This window comes from Thioalkalivibrio sp. ALE23 (assembly GCF_000378545.1).
Taxonomy (GTDB): Bacteria; Pseudomonadota; Gammaproteobacteria; order Ectothiorhodospirales; family Ectothiorhodospiraceae; genus Thioalkalivibrio.
The window spans coordinates 352,265-372,074 of the sequence record NZ_KB900033.1 but is presented as its reverse complement, the minus strand read 5'-3'; the positions used below and the strand labels follow the sequence as shown (position 1 = coordinate 372,074).

The following is a 19,810-nucleotide window of genomic DNA, read 5'->3' as shown; positions in this document are numbered from 1 at the left end:
CGCGACCGCCCCATCCGGATGGCGGATGGGGCGGCGCATGGCGGGGAGTCAGTCGCCGGTTTCGTGCTCCAGGTGGTCGATCAGGCGCTGGATGTCGCCCGGGTCGGCATCCGCGGGCACGCGTTCCAGGACGTACTGGCGGCGCTGCTCCGGCGTGAGCGGGTCACGCTCGTCCAGCAGGCCGTGTTCCTTCAGCCAGGACTCCAGCTGTTCACGCTGCCTGGTCCGCAGGCGCTGCTCGGTGCCGCTGGCCATGGTGATCGGATCCTGGCGCAGGCCCTCCAGCAGCTCTACAGGGTCACCCCCCGTTTCTTCCGCACGTCGTACCACGCCCTCGAGCGTGTTGTCGGTCAGCACGCCGTCCGCGTGCGCCTGTTCCAGGATTCCCCGGTTCACCGGTTCGCCATGGCCGATCCGCCAGGCGTCCAGCCAGTGCTCCAGAGCCATGCTGCGATGGGCCAGGGTGGTGCGCCGGCGTGTCTCGGGCAGGGCGCGGGCGGCGATCCGGCTGTCCAGCAGGCTGCGCAGCGGTCCGACCCGCTCCACCCGCCAGTCCTGCATCAGGCTCCGCGCGGTGGCCGGGTCGTCGAACAGCACGTGCAGCAGATGGACCTCTTCGGCCGGAGCCGTCGGTTCCGGGCTCGGGACCCCCAGCTCGCGGGCCCAGCTGGCGATGTCCCGGTCGCCGGGTTCGGGGATGGTCGGCGCGGCGGGAAGGCGGAAACGGGCCGGAGTCCGCCCCGAGCCTTCCCCGGACTTGTCCATCGCGATGCCGCGTACGGCCTGCAGGTCGACCCGGTGAGGTGACTCGCCGGTGGCCTGCTGCCACAGCTGCACCTCGTAGTCGCTGGCCGCCAGATACAGGATCTGTCGATCCTGCGCGAGTTCGCGCAGGGTGCGGAACATCACGCCGGCGCGTTCGGGGTCGGTAGTGGCCAGGGCTTCGTCGATCAGCAGCGGCCAGCGCCGTGATCCGTCGCCGGCCTCGCGGGTCTCCACGCGGGCCAGACGCAGGGCCAGCAGCAGCTGCATGCGGGTAGCGGTGGAAAGCTCGCCGGGGGTGCGCAGGGCCCCCTGCACGCGGTCCTCGCCGAGGAAGCCGTCGTCCTCGTCGCTCAACCGCAGGGTCCACTGGTGGTGGGTGAAGCGGGCGAAGGCCTCGCGCGCGCGGCGCAGCAGCTCGGGTTCTTCCTCGCGGCGGAACTCGTCCTGGATGTCGTCCAGCAGGAACCGGCCGGCGGTGCTTTCGAGGGCCCTGGCGCGGTGCTGCTCCAGCGCCTCGCGCGCGCCCTGTTCGGCCGCCATGGCCCGTTCGCGTTCCCCCTTGAGCCCGGTCTGGCGGATGCGTTCCCGGATCTGGCTGCGTTCCTCGCGCAGTTCCTCCAGCCGTGCGGCGCGGTCGACCGCCTCGGTGTGGCGCCGGGCCAGGGTGTCGCGCTCGCCGGGGGAATCCTGCGTGCCGGCCAGGGCGAGCAGGTCCGGACGGGCCTCCAGTTCGCGCGCGAGGTCGTCGCGGCGCCGGCGCTGTTCTTCCCGCTGGTCCCGCAGTTCGCGCCACGCCTCGTGCTGCTCCAGACGCTGTTCCAGAATGCCGCGCTGATCCGGCCCCAGGCCGACCTCGGCCAGCTCGCGGGCGGTTTCCTGCTCGATCTCCTCCAGCGTGTCCCGCAGCCGCCGCGCCTCGCGTTCCTTCTCGGCGGCCTCGCGCTCGGCCTCTGCGGCCTCGTCGGCGCGCTCGCGCAGGGCGGCCACGGCAGGCGCCAGATCGACGTGGGCCGGGGATGCGTCGGGCGCGGCGTCGGTTTTGGTGCCGGGCCAGCGGGCGAGGGCTTCGCGCAGTTCCGTGGACAGGGCCCGGACGCGGCCGGCGGTGTCCGCCCGCCGGGCTTCGGCTTGCTGCAGGGCCAGCTCGGCCTGCTGCAGCTCGCGGGTGCGCTGGAGGAAATCGTCGAGCCGCCCGGCAAGCGTCGGGTCGAAGCCGGCTTCGCGTGCGAAGGCGGCCTCTTCCTGTTCCAGTTCCTGCAACTGTCGGTCCACGCTGTCGCGCTCGGACCGCAGCGTGCGGGCCTCCTCGAAACGCTGGCGGTCCAGCCGCAGTGTATCGCGGCGGCGTTCGATGGCCTCGAGACAGGCGCGCACGCCGGCCGGGTCCCACGGCGCATCGGGGGCCTTGTCCAGGCCCAGCGCCGTGAACTCCCGGGTCAGCTGGTCGCGGCGGGCGTCCGCGGCCAGCGCTTCGGCCGAGCGGCGCAGACGATCCGGCAGGATCCCGGAGATCATCCCGGGAAACCGCAGCGGCAGCAGCGCCAGCAGCATCACGCCGCCGCCCACGGCAGCCAGCCAGCCGGGGCCGACGAGGCCGCCAACCACGGCGATGATGGCGCCCAGGCCAGCCCCGAGCACGGTCGGGAGGACGGGACGCTCGCGGTCGGCCGGCGACGGCAGGGCCAGCCAGTCGTACAGCAGCCGGGCGCCGCGTTCGTGGCGTTCCAGCTCCTCTTCCGGGGAGGACTCCGGGGCACCCTGCACCCGGTTCTCGAGGACGGTGCGGCGGTCTTCCAGCTCGCGCCGGCGGCGGGCGAGATCGTGCGCCCGGTCGAGGCTGGCGTCGTCCAGTTGTGGCAGTCCGCGGGCGGAGTCCTCGCGGCCGGCGAGCCGGGCGAGGGCCCGGTCGCGCGCGGTACGCGCGTCGGCACAGGCGGTGTCGGCATCGGCCAGTGCCCGTTCCTGATGGTGCAGGGCCTCCAGACGCCCGCGCAAGCGTTCGAGTTCGGCGGGATCCGGGCGGGCGTCCTCCAGGCCGGTGCGTGCCAGCCGCTCGTCGGCCTGCCGGCGGGCCTGTTCCGTGCGGGCGAGTTCTTCGCGGGCGTGCTCGCGGCGGCGGTCCAGTGCGGCGAGGCGTTCCGGTTCGCGGCCGGTCAGGCGCTCCATGTCGGGCGGGAAGTCTTCCAGGCGTGCGGCGGTCCCGCGCAGCGCCTGTTCGGTGTCCAGCAGGCGCAGTGCGGTCTCCAGGGCCTGCTGCTCTTCCTGCGCCTCCATGGCCTGCGCGATCTCGCGGTCCAGTTCCGGCAGGCGCTGTTCCCCGGCGGCGGCCTGGCGCTGTTCTCGCTCGACCTCCTCGCGCTGCTGGCGGGCCCGTTCCAGCGCCTGACGCTCGCGGTGTCCGGCGCGCGGGGCATGCGGGAACAGCTCGTCGCGCAGTGCGGGCAGATCCAGCCCGCCGTTGAGTTCCCGGCGCAGCTGGCGGGCGAGGGCCTGCTCGCCGCTGCCCTGGATCTGCACCAGGTCCTCGACGCCGATCAGGTAGCTGTCGAGCAGATCCGGCGGGGGCGGGGCGGGCGGTTCGGTCGGGCGACCATCACACTGCCACGTTACATGCGCGCCGTTGCGGTCTACGGTCCACAGATGGCGCCCGTCGTCGAAGCCGGCGGTCAGCGACAGCTGGTGCGGGTCGCCCGGGCGATGCCCGGCCAGCAGATGGCGCAGGGCGCGGATCAGGCTGCTCTTGCCGGAAGCATTCGGCCCGGTGACGAAGTTGACCGCCGGGTCCAGGGCGTCGATGACGAAGCCCCGGTCGATGCCGGGCAGCCGGCGGATCTCGATGGATTGCAGTTTCACGCGCCGGCCTCCGTGTCGGTCTCGGCGTCGGTTTCGGCCAGCAGGCGTTCCAGCAGGCGGCTGCCGGTGTCAGTCAGGTGCTCGGCGATGGTTTCTTCATCCAGTGCCGCCGCGGGCAGGCCCTGCCAGCGGGCGTCGTCGGCGACCGGTGCCAGCTCGTCGCGTGCGCGTTCGATCAGCGCGCGGCGGTCGGGGTCGTCGGCCGGGCGGTGCAGGTCGCGCAGCCGGCGGGCCAGCAGCCCGGCGTGGTCCTGCCGGCGGGCCAGCTCGTCCAGATCGACCGGCGGCCGGGTATCGGCGAGGATGCGCTCGATGAAGGTGAAGCGCTCGGGGCTGGCGGCGATGCTTTCCTCGCGATGCCCGTCCAGCTGGTGTGCCACCTCGCCGGCGAGGGTGGTGGCCCCGGTCAGGCGCAGGCGCAGGCCCAGCGCGCGCGGCGGGACCGGGCGGGCGTCCAGTCCCGCTTCCAGCTCGCGCAACTGCTGCAGCAGGCCGGTGCGGGCCTGTTCGGCGGTCTCGAGGCCGGTCAGGTCCAGGTCGACGCGGGCCCAGTGCAACGGAGCGAGGCACTGCTGTTCGATCGCTCGGATGCGGCCCGCCGCCACGGTCAGCAGCCACGGGCCGCGCGCGCCGTGTTCGCCGGGGTGCAGGCCGGTAATGGAGCCGAGGTAACCGCCGGTGTAGCGCCCGTTCGTGCCCGCCGCGTCGAGGGCGTCCGGGCGATGGATATGCCCCAGCAGCCAGGCATCCAGTCCGGCGCCGGCCAGTTCGGCCGAGCGCACCGGGGCGTAGTGCGAGTCGCGCGCGTCGCGGTCGGCGTGCAGCAGGCCCAGCTGAACGCCGGCCGCGGCCCCTTCGTTCGCGTGGAAGTCGTGTCCGGCGAGCGGGCTGGTGGTCACCCGCCGCGACGGGAATGACCAGCCGTGCAGGGTTACGCGGTCTTCGCCGGTCCCCAGGGTGACGCTTTCCCAGGCCCCGCCACGGCCCAGCAGGTGGAAGCCCTCGAGTTCATCGGCCAGACGCGGCAGCACGGCCACGTCGTGGTTGCCGGCCACGCCCGCCACGCGGATGCCGGCCCCGGTCAGACGGTCGATGCCGGTGCGCAGCTGCCGGTAGGCCTCGAAGAAGTCGTCCTCGCGTTCGACCAGGTCCCCGGCCAGTGCCACCGCGTCCACCTGCTGTTCGATGGCCAGGCGGACACAGCGCTCCCAGGCCTCGGCCGGCCCCAGGCGCGCGCCGTCGTCGGCCAGCGCGGCCGGCAGCCGGGAGGGACGGCGGCCCAGGTGCATGTCGCCCACGGCGAGGATTCGAACGGGCATGGAGATCCCTTTCCGGTGTTCGGGGCCCTATGGTCGCACCGCCGGAGGCAGGGGAGAAGTGGGCCCGCCCCCTGTATCCGGAGGGGGACAGGAGTGTCCCCTGTGGGTGATGCTGGTGCATCACAACGGGACCTTTTCGGGGGGGCAACGCCATGAAGGACTTCAGCATGCGGGAGACCCTGGGTCTGCTGCGCAGTACCGCACCGTTTCTGGTGTTCCGTTTCGTCATCTACGTGGGGATCACGCTGGCGTACGTGATTGGCACGGGGGTCGGTGCGGGCCTCGGCTACGGGATCGGGTATATCGGCGACAACCCCGGGGTATTCGGTCTGTGGGGCGGCTTCATCGGCTTCGGCCTGGTGGGCGCGGTGGTGTACTTCTTCCGCGAATACCTGCTGTACATCGTGAAGGCCGGGCATATCGCGGTGCTGGTGGAGCGCATGGACGGGCAGGAGCTGCCGCAGGGCCGCGGCCAGATCGAGCACGCGCGCGAGGTGGTGCGCGAGCGCTTTGCCCAGGCCTCGGTGCTGTTCGCGGTGGACCAGCTGATCAAGGGCGTGCTCAAGGTCTTCAACCGAGCCTTCTTCAGCATCGCGGCGTTGATCCCGCTGCCCGGGACCAGGGGGCTGGCGAGCTTCATCAACACGGTCATCAACCTGTCGCTGACCTACCTGGACGAAGTGATCCTGGCCTACAACATCCGCACCCGGGCCGATAATCCGTGGGCGGCCAGCCGCACCGCGCTGATCCTGTACGCGCAGAACTACAAGGCGTTCCTGAAGAATGCATTCTTCCTCGCGTTCTTCATCTGGGGCATGACCTTCGTCGTGTTCCTGATCATCCTCGCACCGATCGCCGGGCTGGTGGCGCTGATCCCGGCGCTGGCCGGCCCGCTGACGGTGATCATCGCCCTGGTGCTGGCCTGGGGCGTGAAGCAGGCGGTGATCGAACCGGTGGGCATGGTCGCGCTGATGCAGGTATTCAACCGCGTGACCGAGGGCCAGGACCCCGACCCGGAATGGGAGGGGCGGCTGGAAAAACTGACCGGCAAGTTTGGCGAGATGCGCCAGAAGGCCGCCGCCTGGACCGGAGGCTCCGGGCGTTCCGATGAGGCCGATGGCATGGCGACGGCCGGTGCCGCCAGCGGTGGTAGCGAGGGGGCTGACCCTGATGCCCCGACAACGGGCTCCGGCGAGCAGGATCGGGAAGACCGTGGTCGGGACGACCCCGGATCGGGGCGTTAGGAACGCGCGGCCGTCGGTCTTCCGGATCCGGGGCAGGGACGTCCACCACGCCCGGGCGGATGCAGTAGCATGCGCCTCATGGACGCAGAGACCGATTCCGGAGTGGAGGGCGCGCGCCGGCTGGCCGAGCGGCTGAAGGCGCGCTATCGCAAGCGGATCACCGGCGAGCTGGTGATGCCCGCGCGGCCGGCCAGCACCGCGCCCATCCCCGACGACCTCGATCCGGCGATCGCCTCCGCGCTGCGGGCGCGCGGCGTCGAGCGGTTGTACAGCCACCAGCGGGCGGCCTGGGATCGGGTGCGTGCCGGGCATCACACCGTCGTGGTCACGCCCACCGCGTCGGGCAAGACCCTGTGCTACAACCTCCCGGTGCTGCAGGCGGCGCGCGAGCGCAAGGCGAAGGCGCTGTATCTGTTCCCCACCAAGGCGCTGTCGCAGGACCAGGTGGCCGAGCTGATGGAGCTCAACGAGGCCGGTGATCTGGGCGTGCGCGCCTACACCTTCGACGGTGACACCCCGGGCGATGCGCGCAAGGCGGTGCGCACGCGCGGCGACATCGTGGTGACCAACCCGGACATGCTGCATCAGGGCGTGCTGCCGCACCACACCAAGTGGGCGCAGTTCTTCGAGAGCCTGGAGTACGTGGTCATCGACGAGACCCACAGCTACCGCGGGGTGTTCGGCTCGCACGTGGCCAACGTGATGCGCCGGCTGCGCCGGGTCTGCCGCTTCTACGGCGCGGATCCGGTGTTCATCCTGAGTTCCGCGACCATCGCCAACCCGCAGGAGCTGGCGGAAGGGCTGGTGGGCGCACCGGTGGAGGCGATCACCGAGAGCGGCGCCCCGGCCGGTGAACGCCACCTGCTGCTGTGGAACCCGCCGGTGGTCAACGCCGATCTGGGCATCCGCGCCTCGGCGCGTTCGCAGGTCACGCGCATCGCGCGCATGGCGCTGCGCTCGCGGCTGTCCACCATCATCTTCGCGCGCACCCGGCTGATGGTGGAGATCATCACCCGCTACATGAAGGACGTGTTCGACAACGACCCGCGCAAGGCGGCGCGGGTGGCCGCCTATCGCGGCGGCTATCTGCCGAACGAGCGCCGCGAAACCGAGAAGGCGCTGCGCGGCGGCAACGTCGACTGCGTGATCGCCACCTCCGCGCTGGAGCTGGGCGTGGATATCGGCAGCCTGGACGTGTGCCTGCTGACGGGCTACCCCGGCACCATCGCCAGTACCTGGCAGCGTCTAGGCCGCGCCGGGCGGCGCAACCGGCCGTCGCTGGGCGTGCTGGTGGCCAGTTCCGAGCCGCTGGATCAGTACATCATCCGCAACCCGGAGTTCTTTCTCGGGCAGTCGCCGGAGCAGGCGCGCATCGCCCCGGACCAGCTACTGATCCTGCTGGACCACGTGCGCTGCGCCGCCTTCGAGCTGCCGTTCCGGCGCGGCGAGACCTTCGGCGGCGAAGATCTGGAGGCGCTGCTGAATTACCTGGAAGAGGAGGGCGTGCTGCACCGCGAGTCCGACACCTGGCACTGGACCGAGGACAGCTACCCGGCGCAGAGCGTCAGCCTGCGCTCGGTGGCCGAGGGCAACTTCGTGGTGGTGGATACCAGCGACGGGCAGCAGAAGATTATCGCCGAGGTGGATTTCTCCAGTGCCGTCGAGACCCTGTACGAGGGGGCGATCTACCTGGTGCAGGCGGTGCCCTACCAGGTCGAGCACCTCGACTGGGACGGGCGCAAGGCCTTCGTGACGCGCACGCGCGCCGACTACTACACCGACGCCATCGACTACACGCGGCTGAAGATCCTCGACGACTTCGAGCGCAGCGCGGCCGGGCAGGGGGAGGCCGCGCGCGGCGAGGTGCATATCGTCCGCCGCATCCCGGGCTACAAGAAGATCCGCTACTACACCCACGAGAACGTGGGCTACGGCAACATCAATCTGCCGGACCAGGAGATGCACACCACCTCGGTCTGGTGGCAGATGGCGCCGGAAGCGCTGGAGGAGCGTTTCGCCTCGCGCCACGAGGCGCTGGACGGCTTTCTCGGCGCGGCCTACGCGATGCATCACGTCGCCGCGCTGGTGGTGATGTCGGAACCGCAGGATCTCGGTCGTGCGGTGGGTGACGGCGACGCCCGCTGGTTTGCCACCGTGGGGGCCGGCGGCCGCGGCCAGCTGCGCACCCTGGACGGTGGCGAGCGCGACCCCGAGCAGGAGGCGCGCTTCCGCCCGGCGGTGTTCCTGTACGACAACTACCCCGGGGGCGTCGGGCTGTCGTCGCCGCTGTTCGATGCCCGGGTGCGGGTGGTCCGCGACGCCCTGGCCTTGATCCGCAACTGCGGCTGTGCCCATGGCTGTCCCGCCTGCATCGGCCCGATCCTCGCCAGCGACGAGGTGCGCGGGTTCTCGCCCAAACAGGCGGCGCTCACCGTGCTGGAGGCCCTGGACGTGGAGGTGGCGGCATGAGCCTGTCCGACCGGCTGAACACCCTGCGACGGCAGGCCGGCGTGACCCCGGAACGGCGCAACGCGGACGAGGTGGTCCGGGACGGGGCCGGGCCCTCCGGTACGGCCCCCGGGGCCGAATCCGGGCAAGAAACCGGTTCGCTGACGGACCCCTCCGCAGATCCGGAGGGTACGTCGGGAAACGACGGGTCCGTGCGCGAAGGCCGGGCGCCGGCGACCGGGCAGGGCGAAAGCCCGCAGCGTGCCCGCGCGCTGGCCGAGCTGCGCGAACGGATCCGGCGTATGGGGGCTGCGCCGAAACCGCCCAGTCCGCAGGATGCCCCGCCGTCCGCCGTACCCCCCGCAGTCGGGAAGGCAAACAGCGCGACGGCGCCCGCCATGAGTCCCAATGGCCCGCCTGTATCCGTCGATGAACTCGCCGAACGTCTCGGCGGCAGTCGCATTGGCGAACACGTGATCCTGCTGGATCGCGAGCTGCCACCGGGGCACGAACATGGCCGGCTGACTCTGGGGGAGACCCTGGGGGCGGCGTGGCCGTTCTGGGAGGCCGGCGAACGGGTGGGCTTCATCGACACCGAGACCACGGGGCTGGCCGGTGGTGCCGGGACCGTTGCGTTTCTGGTGGGCCTGGCGACCCCGAGCGGCGAGGGCCTGCGCCTGCGCCAGTGGCTGATGACCGCTTTCGCCGGCGAGGGCGCCATGCTGGAGTCGGTGGACGCCGCGCTGGCCGGCTGCGAGCGCCTGGTCAGCTACAACGGCAAGACCTTCGACCTGCCGCTGCTGCGCGACCGCCGGCGCATGCAGCGTCGAAACGATCCGGCGGACAGTGCTCACACCGACTTTCTCCATCCGGTACGCGCGCTGTATGGCCATGCCTGGCCCGACTGCCGCCTGCGCACCGCGGAAGAACGGCTTCTGGGCCTGCAGCGCCCCGATGACCTCCCCGGGTCTGACGCGCCGTGGGCGTGGCAGGCGTATCTGCGCTTCGGTCAGGCGGATTTGCTGCAGCGTGTGGTGCGGCACAATGCCGACGATATCTTCAGTCTGGCTGTTCTGGGTCCCGCGCTCGCCGGGGTGCTGGCCGACCCGCCGGCGCAGCTGGCTTCGCCCGAGGGCGCCGCGCGTCTGTTGCACCAGCTTCGGGGGCCGGTGGAAGCCCGCCGGCTGCTGCAGCAATGCGAACAACGGCTGACCCCCGCCGGGCGGTTGTGGCTCGCCCGGGAATGGCGTCGCGCTGGCGTCCGGGAACGCGCGGTCGCCCTGTGGCAGCCTCTGGCCGATCAGGGCCATCCGGAAGCCATCGAGGCCCTGGCCAAATACCACGAGCATCAGCGCCGTGACCCCGCGACCGCCCTGGAGTGGGCGCGTCGCCTGCCGGATTCTGCCGCCGCGCGTGCGCGGTGTGCCCGTCTGGTACAGCGCCTCGGCCGGGATGCAGGCCTGCTCGCCGACGCGAGCCCGGACTCGGCCCCCGATCGGCCAGAGGGCTGGCCTCCCACCGGTTGAAGCCGGGCTTGGCCCCGACCGGTCCGTTCCGGTGCCGGGGATTTGTTACGATTCCGGAATCCCTCGCCACGTCGAGTCCATGCCCATGCGCCTGTCGAACGAAACCCGCGAGACGATTCGCACCACGGTGCGGGAGGTCTTTGGCGAGGAGGCTCGCGTGCTGCTGTTCGGTTCGCGCACGGATGATGCCGCGCGCGGCGGGGACATCGACCTGCTGGTGGAGCTGCCGCAGTCGATGCCGGATCGGCGGTCGCGGGAGCTGACCCTGGTGGCGCGCCTGCAGAGGCGCCTGGGGGATCGCGAATTCGATGTGGTCACCATCGATCCCGATACGACCTGCGAGCCGATTCACCGCGAAGCCCGTCGCACGGGGGTGCCGCTGTGAACGAGGAAAGTTTGCTGCCAGTCGATCGCTTTCTGCAGACGCTGGAGATCGTGCGCCGGGAGGGAGAACATCTGGACTGGAGTCGCGGGCGGCTGGCAGCGGAATCGATCGACGCTGAATGGGTGCGAGCGCTGGGCGACGCCCCGGAGCGAGCGGAGCGCATGGAAGCATTCGTGTCCCGTTTCGGCCGCATGCAGGACACCATCGCCGACAAGCTCCTGCCACGCTGGCTTCTTGCGCTGGCGGAAACTCCGGGCAGTCAGATCGAGGTCCTCAATCGGGCGGAACGTCTGGGTGTGATCGAGGACCTGGAAGACTGGCTTGAAGTGCGGCGGCTGCGCAACCGGCTGGTGCACGAGTACATGCGCGATCCGGAGACCTTCGCCGAAGACCTTTGTCGTACCCGCGCGCACACGGATATGCTGCTGGACACCTACGAGCGGGTGCGGCGTTTCGCGGTGGAGCGCATGGGACTGGATTCCACGGCGGTGCCCGTATCGCTTGCGGGAGCGGAATAGTGCCGGCATGTCGCTGATCCGGCGCTATCCGCCCAAGGCGCCGGCGCCCCGCCGGGAGATCTTCGGCTGGGCGATGTTCGATTTCGCCAATCAGGCGTACACCCTGCTGATCATCACCGTGATCTTCGGCGATCTGTTCACCCGCGTGATCGTGGGGGACGGGCCCGATTACCGCCTCGGCAATCTGCTGTGGAGCGTGGCGCTGGCGGTGAGTTACGGGATGGTGGTGCTGCTGGCGCCGCTGGCGGGGTCGATCATGGATGCCACGGCCACGCGCAAGCGGTTCCTGCTGGGCTCATGGCTGTTGACGGTGGTGACCACAGGACTGCTGTATTTCGTCGAGCCGGGGCTGATCTGGTTCGGCATGGCGCTGATCGTTGCCTCCAACTTCGGTTACGCCATCGGCGAGTCGTTCATCGCCAGTTTCCTGCCGGACCTGGGCCCGCCGGAGCGGCTGGGCTGGATCTCGGGGCTGGGCTGGGGGCTGGGGTATCTGGGCGGGCTGGTGGCCACGGCGTTTGCGCTGGGGCTGCTGGGTGAGGTGACCGAGGAGAACTTCGACCGCATCCGCTGGGTGGGACCGTTCGCGGCGGCGTTCTTCCTGGTCTCGGCGCTGCCGACCTTTCTGTTTCTGAAGGAGCGCGGCACGCGCCGCGAGCTTGCGCGCCGGGTGCAGCTGGGGCTGGGCTGGCGGCGCGTGCTGCTGGCGCTGCAGCGCCTGAGCGAGGATCGCGCGCTGCGCAGCCTGTTCGTGTCCATCTTCTTCCTGATGGCGGGGATCTACATCATCATTGCCTTCACCTTTATCTATGGCTCGCAGGTGATCGAGTGGGATGAGTCCACGCGGGTGACGATGTTCGTGATCACCCAGATCACGGCGATCGTCGGGGCGATCGGGTTCGGCTGGCTGCAGGATCGCGCGGGGCCGGTGCGGATCTACCGTCTGACGCTGATCATGTGGTGTCTGGCGGTGCTGGCGATCTACGCCACGCCGACGGTGGCGGACGCGCTGGCCGCGCTGCTGGGCCGCCCGGTGGAGGCGCAGGAGGTGTTCCTGGTGGTGGGAGCGGTCGCCGGCCTGAGCCTGGGGGCGGCGCAGTCGGCCGGCCGCGCGCTGGTGGCGATCATGTCCCCGCCGCGCGAGGCCGGGCGCTGGTTCGGGTTCTGGGGGCTGGCGGCCAAGGCCGCGGCGATCTTCGGCCTGCTGGGGCTGGGCCTGCTGCAGACCTGGCTGGGGCTGGCCAACGCCATCCTGTTCTGTCTGGCGCTGTTCGTGATCGCCCTGATCGCGTCTGCCCCGGTGCGCATGCCCGACCACATCGCCGGCGTGTGAACCGTTGAGCCGGCCGGAGCCGGCTCGCGGTTTATGGCTCAGTGCGCGTGGTGGCCCTGGTGCAGGTATTCCACGCCGTCGAGGCTCTGGAGCTGGATCTCGCGCACCGGGATGAAACGGGCGCTGCCGGGGGTCACGATCTCTTCGGTCACGCGCACGCGGTAGGGCGGCTCGTGGTTGAGCAGCTGGCCCACGTAGCGCTTGCCTTCGGCCTCCACGCGCACCGGAGTGGTGTCTTCGTACTGGCTGAAGTTGTAGGAGACGTTGCGCGGGTACTGCAGGTTGCCTTCCGAAAAGGTGTTCATCGCCGGATTCTCGCTGTTGGGTTCATGGGATCGCGGACCATTCTACCCGCTCTGCCTGATGGTGGCGAAGGCATCGAGGGCGGCCTGGCGGCTCTGTCAGGGCCGGCAAGAGCCGCGGGCGGCGTCAGTCAACCACCCATTCCAGTATTTCGCTGAACATCCAGATTGTTGGTTCGCGGTCGCCATCGAAGGCCCGGACGGCGGTTTCGACAATTTGCCACTGCGGGACGAGACCCCAGTTTACGGAGACACCGGAAAATGCCGCCAGATCTTCGATAAAGAGCCTCTGCGTTCGTCCGTTGCCTTCCGGGAAGGGGTGCAGGCGATTGATCAGGTCGTAATAGCGAGCGAGATTCCGAGTGAATGGCTCGCGGTCCAGTCCCCGAAGAAAATCCTGTTCGGCCAGTTCCGTGTAGATCTGATGAGCGTAGTGTTCGATGGACCCGGCGGGGGTGAATTCGCAGTAACCCTTGCGGATGTCGAACGAGCGGATATGCCCCGCCCAGTCATAAAGGTCCTGAAAAATCTGGTGGTGGATGTGACACAGGTGTTCGAGGTCGAATGTGGCGGGGCGGTGGGGTCGATCCCGGTACTCTTCGATGCGGACCCAGGTGAGGGATGCTTCGGCTTCGGCAAGTTCCCGGCGGTCTTTCAGACCGAGGTGGTTGATGTAGACGTTGGTGCCGGGCCAGGTTTCAGGTTCGACCGGCATACCAGGAACGGATCTCGCCAACGGCCTTGTCGGCATTGATCTCCCCGCGAGCCATGGCTGCGACCAGGGCTTCGGTCCGCGGGTCGGCGTGCAGTCCCTCAAGGCGGATGTTGGCGCGGGATCGCCGCACGCGCTCAACCGGGTCGTGTGGCCCGAGGGGCTGCAAGCTAAGGCGCGGTCTCTTGATCGGCTTCATTTCCATTCTCAATCCAGAAAAACTCTCTAACATTCCAGTGTAGCACCGTACGTTTCGCCCGGTCTGCGATGACGACGACGGTGCCTCAACCATGGTCGGACCTCGGCGGGTTCTTGATGGTGGCGAAGGCATCGAGGGCGGCCTGGCGGCTCTGTTTCAGGTCGACCATGGGGGCGGGGTAGTCGGCGGCGAGGCCGGGGCGCAGCTGGTGGATGTCGTGGGCGGGGGCGCGGGCGAGTTCGGGGACGAAGCGCCGGATGTAGGCGGCGTCGGGGTCGAAGCGTTCGCCCTGCCGCTGCGGGTTGAAGACGCGGAAGTAGGGCGCGGCATCGGCGCCGCAGCCGCCGGCCCATTGCCAGCCGAGGGTGTTGGCGGCGAGGTCGGCGTCGACCAGGGTGTCCCAGAACCAGCGCGCCCCGGCGTGCCAGTGCAGGCGCAGGTTCTTGGTCAGGAAGGAGCCGACGGCCATGCGCATGCGGTTGTGCATCCAGCCGGTCTCCCACAGCTGGCGCATGGCGGCGTCGATCACCGGGATGCCGGTACGACCCTGCTGCCAGCGCTCCAGGTCTTGCGCCGACTCGCGCCAGGGGAAGGCCTCGAAGCGCGGGTTCAGGGGCTGCTCCGGGGTGTGCGGGAAGTGGTACAGCACGTGGTGGGCGAAGTCGCGCCAGCCGAGTTCGCGCACGAAGGGCTCGGCCGGGCCGTCGGTCGGCTCGAGCCCGGCCTGGCGCAGGGCGCGCAGGATCTGGGTCGGGCTGATCTCGCCGAAATGCAGATGCGGCGACAGCCGCGAGGTGCCATCGGTGTCGGGGCGCTCGCGGCGTTCGGCGTAGGCGCCCACGCCGTCTTCGATGAAGCCCTGCAGACGCTCCAGAGCGGCGCGCTCGCCGGGGTTCCAGGCCGCGGCCAGCCCGCTGTCCCAGAGGATGCGCGGCAGCAGCTCCAGGGCCTCCAGCGGTTCCGAGGCCGGAGGCGACGGCGGCGCGGGGATGCGGCTCGGGGCCGGCAGCGGGTCGCCTTCCAGCCCGCGCTTGCAGGCGGCGCGCCAGTACGGGGTAAAGACCCGGTAGGGCGTGCCCTGACCGGTGGCCAGTTCCCAGGGTTCGTGCAGCAGGGCGGCGGCGAAGCTGTGCACCTCCAGACCGTCCTCGCGCAGCGCGGCCTTGATGGTGGCGTCGCGCGCGGTGATCGCCGGTTCGTACAGGCGGTTCCAGTAGACCGCGCCGGCGCCGGTCTTGTGCACCAGCGCGCGGAGCTGCTCAAGGCTGGGGCCCCGGCGCAGGGTCAGCGTGGCCCCCAGGGCCTCGAGCTCGCCCCCCAGCGCCTGCAGGCTGTGATGCAGCCACCAGCGCGACGCCGCTCCGGGGGCCCAGGGCGCTTCTTCGTCCGGGGCGTGAATGTACACCGGGATCACCGGGCCGCCGCGGCTGAGGGCGGCGTGCAGCGCGGGCTGGTCGGCCAGACGCAGGTCGCGGCGCAGCCAGACGAGGGCGGGGGACGGGGTACTCACAGGCGGTCTCCTTTGCGCAGGCGCCGGCGCAGCTCGCCCGCGCGGTCGCGGATCTGCTGCAGGCGCTCGGGCTCCATGCGTTCGACGTGTTTCCACTGCAGTGCGGTGCGCGGGTGGCGGGCGAAGCGTTCGCGGTGGCGGTCGAGGAAATCCCAGTACAGGGTGGTGAACGGACAGGCGCGCTCGCCGGTGGCCTCGCCGGGATCGAAGCGGCAGTGACGGCAGTAGTTGCTCATGCGCTGGATGTAGCGCCCGGTGGCCGCGTAGGGCTTGGAAGCCATGCGCCCGCCATCGGCGTACTGCGACATGCCGAGCACGTTGGGCAGCTCCACCCATTCGACCGCGTCCACGTAGATGCCGAGATACCAGGCGTGGATCGCGCGCGGTTCCACGCCCAGCAGCTGGGCGAACAGCCCGGTCACCATCAGGCGCTGGATGTGATGGGCGTAGCCCAGCTGCAGGGTCTGGCCCACCGCCTGCGCCAGGCAGGTCATGTCGGTGTCGGCGTCCCAGTACAGCCGTGGCAGCGGTTCGTGGGCGTCCAGCGCGTTCCAGGCGTGCCAGTCGTCGCCGAAGTGGAAATACAGCCCGCGCACGTATTCGCGCCAGCCGAGGATCTGGCGGATGAAGCCCTCCACCGCCTCGATGGGCGCGTGCCCGTCGTGCCATGCGGCCTCGGCCTCGCGGATGGCCGCGCGCGGGTCCAGCAGGTGCAGGTTGAGCGCGGCGGAGATCCGCGCGTGGTAGAGCCACGGCGCATCGGTCCACATCGCATCCTGCCAGGTGCCGAAGGCGGGCAGCCGGTTCCGGATGAAATCCTCCAGCGCCGCCTGCGCCTGCTCCGGGGTGACCGGCCAGTCGAAGGCCTCCAGCTCGCCCGGCAGGTCCGGCAGGTGGGTGCGCACGTCGTCGATCGCCTCCCGGGTGATGGCATCCGGCGCGAAGCCCAGGGGCTCCGGGATCAGGCCGGGGCCCTGACGACCGAAGCTGCCCCGGTTGCTGGCGTCGAAGTTCCACGCGCCGCCGGCGGGCGCCTCGCCGTCCATGAGCACGTCGTGCTCGCGGCGCAGCTTGCGGTAGTAGTGCTCCAGGCGCAGTTCGCGGCGCGACCCGGCCCAGCGGCCGAAGGCCTCGGGGGTGTCGATGAAATGCGGGTCCTCGCGAATCTCAAGACGCAGACCGTGGCGTGCGGCGGCGTCTTCCAGATCCTGCTGCACGCGCCGTTCGCCGGGCTGCAGCACGCACAGGCGTTGTGGCTGCAGGTGCGCCAGGTCGTGTTTCAGCGTGCCGCCGAGGTCTGCCGGGCGATCGGTCGAGCCGAGCCGGCGGTAGTGCACGGTCAGCCCGGCCGCGCGGCGGCGTTCGGCGAAGTGGCGCATCGATGCGAGGAACAGCGCGGTGCGGGCCCGGTGCGAGGGGACGTGAGTGGATTCGCCGGTGACTTCGGCCATCCACAGGGCATCCTGTGCCGGGTCGAGGGTGGCGAGGACGGGGTGTTCGGGGGCCAGCTGGTCGCCGAGGACGATCAGCAGCGTGCGCAGGGGCGTCGCCATCGCCTCGGGCCCATCCGGGGGGTCAGCCGCGGCCCAGGTACTGCCAGAGCCGGTCGGCGGCTTCCAGGGGGGCGCCGGGCAGGACTTCCACCGGACGCTGGCGGTCGAGCTTTGACAGCTCGAGGGCGGCGGAGCCGGCCAGGTAGACCGGCGCTCCGGGTGCCGCCAGGATTCCCTCCACCTGATTGAGGTCCGGGCTGCGCAGCAGGCGCGACGAGCCGTGCAGAACAATCCCGCGCGCACCCAGGGTGCCGACCAGCGACTCCAGCGCGGCCGCACTGGTCGCGTCGAACAACGACAGGGTGGCGAGACCGCGCCGGGCACAGCTGACCTGGAGCAGCATGCCGCCGACCTGTTGATGACCGCCGCCGAGCACCAGGCAGGGTGCCACAGGCCCTTCGCAGGCCCGCAGGGCATTGCGCAGCTGGTCGGCCAGGGCGGCGGTGGCCCAGGCGGAGAATACTGCCAGGCGCACCTCGCCCTCCGGCGAATGGCGGGACTCCTCGCGCAACTGACGATAAACCTCGAGGAAGGCGCGTTCGTGCACCCCGTCCCATCCGTGGCGCATTACCAGCCGCGCGTAGGCGCGGTCCAGCTGCTCCACGTCCAGCGGGTCGACCGCGTGGTAGAGCGCGTCGGCGATGGGGTCGGCGGTATGCGGGGCAATCCCGGGGCCACTGATCGCCGGCCGCCGGCCGGGTGCCGGCGAGGCGGGTGCGTCGTCCGCCTCGGGGGCGGCCGATTCCTGTGCCGCGGCGTCTTCGTCGCGCTGCAGCACGCGATGGACCTGCGAGACCGGGATGCCCTGGTCCAGCAGTTCCATGATCCGACGGACCCGCCGGATGTCCTCCTCGCTGTAGAGGCGGTGCCCCTTGGGGGTGCGCATCGGGCGGATGAGCCCGTACCGACGCTCCCACGCGCGGAGGGTGACATCATTGATGCCGGTCTCCGCACAGACGTGCCGGATCGGGTACAGCCCCGCCTGCTCGTTCGAGTCGTTGTCGGTTGCGATGGCCATGCTCCGAACTATACAGGATCTGTACAGACCATGTACGAAAAAGGTGGATGCCGGCTCGGGAATTCCGCGAGGGAATGCTTGATCAACTTGAGCGGTCTTACAGACATTACACGTCCGGATTGAGGTAGGCCATGAGTTTCATGAATCCCGTGTCCGAAATGCGCCGCACGCTTGCGGTTCTGGCGGCGGGTCTGGCGCTGGTCCTGGCCGGAGCCCATCCGCTGGCGGCCGAGCCGGCGAATCCGGAGATGGCCGACAGCATCTCCCCGTATCTGCGTCTGCACGCGGAAGATCCGGTGCAGTGGCGGGCCTGGGACCGGGACCTGCTGGACGAGGCGCGCGAAAGCGGTCGGCCGCTGCTGATCTCCAGCGGTTATTTCTCCTGCCATTACTGTCACGTGATGCACGAGGAAAGCTTTCTCGACGAGGGCATCGCCGAGCGGCTCAATGAGCATTTCATCCCGGTCAAGCTGGACCGCGAGGTGCATACCGCGCTGGACACCTATCTGCTGGAGTTCCAGCGCGCCACCGGGGGCAGTGCCGGCTGGCCGCTGAACGTGGTGGTGATGCCCGAGGGCCATGCGCTGACCGGGATCGTCTATGCGCCGCGGGATGGCTTTGCCGAGTTCCTCGACGGCGTGGTGGAGCGGCTGACGGCGGATGAGGAGCGCCTGGCCGAACTGGCCGCCGCCGGCTCGCGCGAGCTGGAACAGCGTCTGCGCGACGGGGAGCAGCCCCTGTCGGCGGAGCGTGCGGCACGCCTGCCGGACGTCCTCTGGAGTCGAATGGAACGCGAAGCGGATGATCTGGGCGGGGGCTTCGGGCAGGAGACCAAGTTCCCGCATTCCCCCTATCTGGATGCACTGCTGACCGCCCACGAAGACACCCGCGCGCCGGAGTGGGTCGGGGAATTCCTGAGCATCACTCTGGAAGAGATGGCCGGATCCGGGCTGCGCGACGTGCTCGGCGGCGGCTTCTTCCGTTATTCGGAAACCCCGGACTGGGGCACGCCGCACTTCGAGATCATGCTGGAGGATCAGGCGCAGCTGGCGCGTGTCTACCTGCGTGCCGGCGAGCTCTTCGGGCGCGAGGACTGGACGCGGATCGGCCTGGAGACTCTCGATTTCGTCGGCCGCGAGATGGCCCTGCGCGATTCCGACCCCGGCGCGGCGGGCGCACCGGAGAGCGATTTCCGGGGCTTTGCCTCCAGCCTGTCGGCGCTGGACGACGAGGGCCGCGAGGGCGGTGCCTATCTGTGGCCGGGCTCGGCCCTGGATGCCGCGCTGGAGGATCACCCCGAGCCGGAGCTGGTGCGGGCGCGCTTCGGCATGGACGGCGCACCTGCGTTCAGCGCGGGGCATCTGCCGGCCGACCGGATGGACACCGCAGCCCTGGGCGAGCGCTTCGGTCTCGACGAGGAGCGGGTGCGCGACTACGTCGACCGGGGGCGCGAGGCGTTGATCGAGGCACGTCAGGAACGCGGCCTGCCGCGTGACGAGAAGGTGCTGACCGGCGCCCACGGTCTGCTGCTGTCGGCGCTGGCCGAGGCGATGCGTCAGGATCTGGGCGAGGAGTACGCGGCCATGGGCCGGGACGTGCGCCACTGGCTGGCGGCGCGGGCCGACGAGCCGGAGGATCTGCCGGCACTGCTGGGCCTGCCCGCGGAGGAGGCCGGCCCGGCCACGCTGCCGGATTACGCGTACGTGGCCCGCGGCCTGCACGACTGGGACGCCGCCACTGACAGCGGAGACGGCGAGCGGGTGCGCGCCCTGCTGCGTACCGCCTGGACGCGTTTCTCCGGCGAGGACGGTTTCCGCACCACCGAGGACCCGCCGCTGCCGGGCATGATCGCCGAGCGTTTCCATCCGGCCGTGCACCGCCCGTCGGGTACCACCGCCGTGCTGCAGCTGACGGCCGAACACGCCGCCGCGGATGCGGATCTGGAGTCCGCGCTGGCCGACTATCCGCTGGAGCCGGGGCAGGGCATCGAGAGCAATCCCCTGCACCACGCGGGCCTGATCCTGTGGCTGGAGGATCGCGGGGACAACGTTCGAAGGTGAATGGGATGGAAAGGCGAGGGATAGGATTTTGTGAAGTTATTCCCTTGATTCCCGTGTCCACATAC

General features: G+C 70.3%; 15 protein-coding genes. 7 read left to right on the top strand and 8 right to left on the bottom strand.

Annotated elements, in window-relative coordinates; translation table 11 throughout:
• Positions 1–48 precede the first annotated feature (48 nt).
• Positions 49–3,618 (bottom strand): hypothetical protein, encoded by a 3,570-nt coding sequence (locus F573_RS0108440; RefSeq protein WP_019022207.1) that lies wholly within the window; start codon positions 3,616–3,618, stop codon positions 49–51.
• A complete protein-coding gene (locus tag F573_RS0108435) occupies positions 3,615–4,937 on the bottom strand; it encodes a DNA repair exonuclease (RefSeq protein WP_019022206.1) in 1,323 nt (440 codons plus the stop codon). Before F573_RS0108435 ends, F573_RS0108440 begins: the two co-directional genes overlap by 4 nt.
• 152 nt (positions 4,938–5,089) lie before the next feature.
• On the opposite strand from F573_RS0108435, the gene F573_RS0108430 reads away from it, so the two are divergent.
• The 6 genes from F573_RS0108430 (at position 5,090) to F573_RS0108405 (ending at position 12,391) form a co-directional block, all read left to right on the top strand.
• A complete protein-coding gene (locus F573_RS0108430; protein ID WP_019022205.1) occupies positions 5,090–6,181 on the top strand; it encodes a hypothetical protein in 1,092 nt (363 codons plus the stop codon).
• A 69-nt stretch (positions 6,182–6,250) separates the two neighbouring features.
• The gene (locus F573_RS0108425) at positions 6,251–8,650 is read left to right on the top strand and encodes a DEAD/DEAH box helicase (protein WP_019022204.1); all 2,400 of its coding nucleotides are present in this window, start codon (positions 6,251–6,253) and stop codon (positions 8,648–8,650) included.
• Positions 8,647–10,155: a ribonuclease H-like domain-containing protein gene (locus tag F573_RS0108420; protein WP_019022203.1), complete on the top strand. Its 1,509-nt coding sequence runs from the start codon at positions 8,647–8,649 to the stop codon at positions 10,153–10,155. The genes F573_RS0108425 and F573_RS0108420 overlap by 4 nt, the downstream gene beginning before the upstream one ends.
• A gap of 85 nt (positions 10,156–10,240) precedes the next feature.
• Positions 10,241–10,540: a nucleotidyltransferase domain-containing protein gene (locus tag F573_RS0108415; RefSeq protein ID WP_018945842.1), complete on the top strand. Its 300-nt coding sequence runs from the start codon at positions 10,241–10,243 to the stop codon at positions 10,538–10,540.
• The gene (locus F573_RS0108410; RefSeq protein ID WP_019022201.1) at positions 10,537–11,058 is read left to right on the top strand and encodes a hypothetical protein; all 522 of its coding nucleotides are present in this window, start codon (positions 10,537–10,539) and stop codon (positions 11,056–11,058) included. The genes F573_RS0108415 and F573_RS0108410 overlap by 4 nt, the downstream gene beginning before the upstream one ends.
• A gap of 7 nt (positions 11,059–11,065) precedes the next feature.
• A complete protein-coding gene (locus F573_RS0108405; RefSeq protein ID WP_019022200.1) occupies positions 11,066–12,391 on the top strand; it encodes an MFS transporter in 1,326 nt (441 codons plus the stop codon).
• Between the two features lie 38 nt (positions 12,392–12,429).
• Here F573_RS0108405 and F573_RS0108400 read toward each other — a convergent pair whose 3' ends face one another.
• The 6 genes from F573_RS0108400 to F573_RS0108375 form a co-directional block, all read right to left on the bottom strand.
• Positions 12,430–12,696 carry a hypothetical protein gene (locus F573_RS0108400; RefSeq protein WP_019022199.1) on the bottom strand — a complete coding sequence of 89 codons (267 nt, stop codon included), beginning with the start codon at positions 12,694–12,696 and terminating at the stop codon, positions 12,430–12,432.
• Between the two features lie 124 nt (positions 12,697–12,820).
• Positions 12,821–13,408: a Fic family protein gene (locus tag F573_RS0108395; RefSeq protein ID WP_019022198.1), complete on the bottom strand. Its 588-nt coding sequence runs from the start codon at positions 13,406–13,408 to the stop codon at positions 12,821–12,823.
• Entirely contained in the window at positions 13,392–13,538 is a 147-nt protein-coding gene (locus F573_RS0108390) for a hypothetical protein (RefSeq protein ID WP_231364979.1), read from the bottom strand. The genes F573_RS0108395 and F573_RS0108390 overlap by 17 nt, the downstream gene beginning before the upstream one ends.
• Positions 13,539–13,689: 151 nt before the next feature.
• On the bottom strand, positions 13,690–15,114 hold the full coding sequence (locus F573_RS0108385; RefSeq protein ID WP_019022197.1) for a deoxyribodipyrimidine photo-lyase: 1,425 nt from the start codon (positions 15,112–15,114) through the stop codon (positions 13,690–13,692).
• A complete protein-coding gene (locus F573_RS0108380) occupies positions 15,111–16,667 on the bottom strand; it encodes a cryptochrome/photolyase family protein (RefSeq protein ID WP_019022196.1) in 1,557 nt (518 codons plus the stop codon). Before F573_RS0108380 ends, F573_RS0108385 begins: the two co-directional genes overlap by 4 nt.
• A gap of 22 nt (positions 16,668–16,689) precedes the next feature.
• Positions 16,690–17,685, bottom strand: a complete 996-nt coding sequence (locus F573_RS0108375) for a MerR family transcriptional regulator (protein ID WP_019022195.1) — start codon at positions 17,683–17,685, stop codon at positions 16,690–16,692.
• Between the two features lie 131 nt (positions 17,686–17,816).
• Here F573_RS0108375 and F573_RS0108370 point away from each other — a divergent pair, with 131 nt between their 5' ends.
• Positions 17,817–19,745 (top strand): thioredoxin domain-containing protein, encoded by a 1,929-nt coding sequence (locus F573_RS0108370; protein ID WP_019022194.1) that lies wholly within the window; start codon positions 17,817–17,819, stop codon positions 19,743–19,745.
• The last annotated feature ends 65 nt before the right edge of the window (positions 19,746–19,810 follow it).